The organism is Pseudomonas sp. 5P_5.1_Bac1 (genome assembly GCF_025466015.1).
GTDB lineage: Bacteria > Pseudomonadota > Gammaproteobacteria > Pseudomonadales > Pseudomonadaceae > Aquipseudomonas.
The window spans coordinates 1-325 of record NZ_JANLNX010000066.1 but is presented as its reverse complement, the minus strand read 5'-3'; the positions used below and the strand labels follow the sequence as shown (position 1 = coordinate 325).

1 protein-coding gene is annotated in these 325 nt (G+C 59.7%); it reads left to right on the top strand.

Annotated elements, in window-relative coordinates:
- A partial coding sequence (locus NTD82_RS15100; protein ID WP_262129283.1) for an immunoglobulin-like domain-containing protein occupies window positions 1–325 on the top strand: 325 nt, incomplete at both ends.

Sequence of the window (325 nt, the reverse complement as noted above, 5' to 3'; positions counted from 1 at the left end):
AGCGCCGAAAGACACTGTTTATGTGGATGCCGGCAGCGTCAGCGTGACCATCACTGGCACCACTGGCGGTGATTTCGAACATCTGGAAGTCAGCCCAACCGCAGCCGTGACTGCGGTTACCGACAGCATCGACACTTCGACCGTCACATTGACGGCGACTGCCAGTGCGGTTGAAGGTGGTGTGGTCACTTACACCGCGAGCGTCACTGCACCGGTAACCGGCGCACCATTGGTCATCACCCTGGCCAACGGCCAGTCGATCACTATTCCGGTCAACGCTTCGAGCGGCTCGGTCGACTTCATCGCCCCGAACAACGTGCTCAAC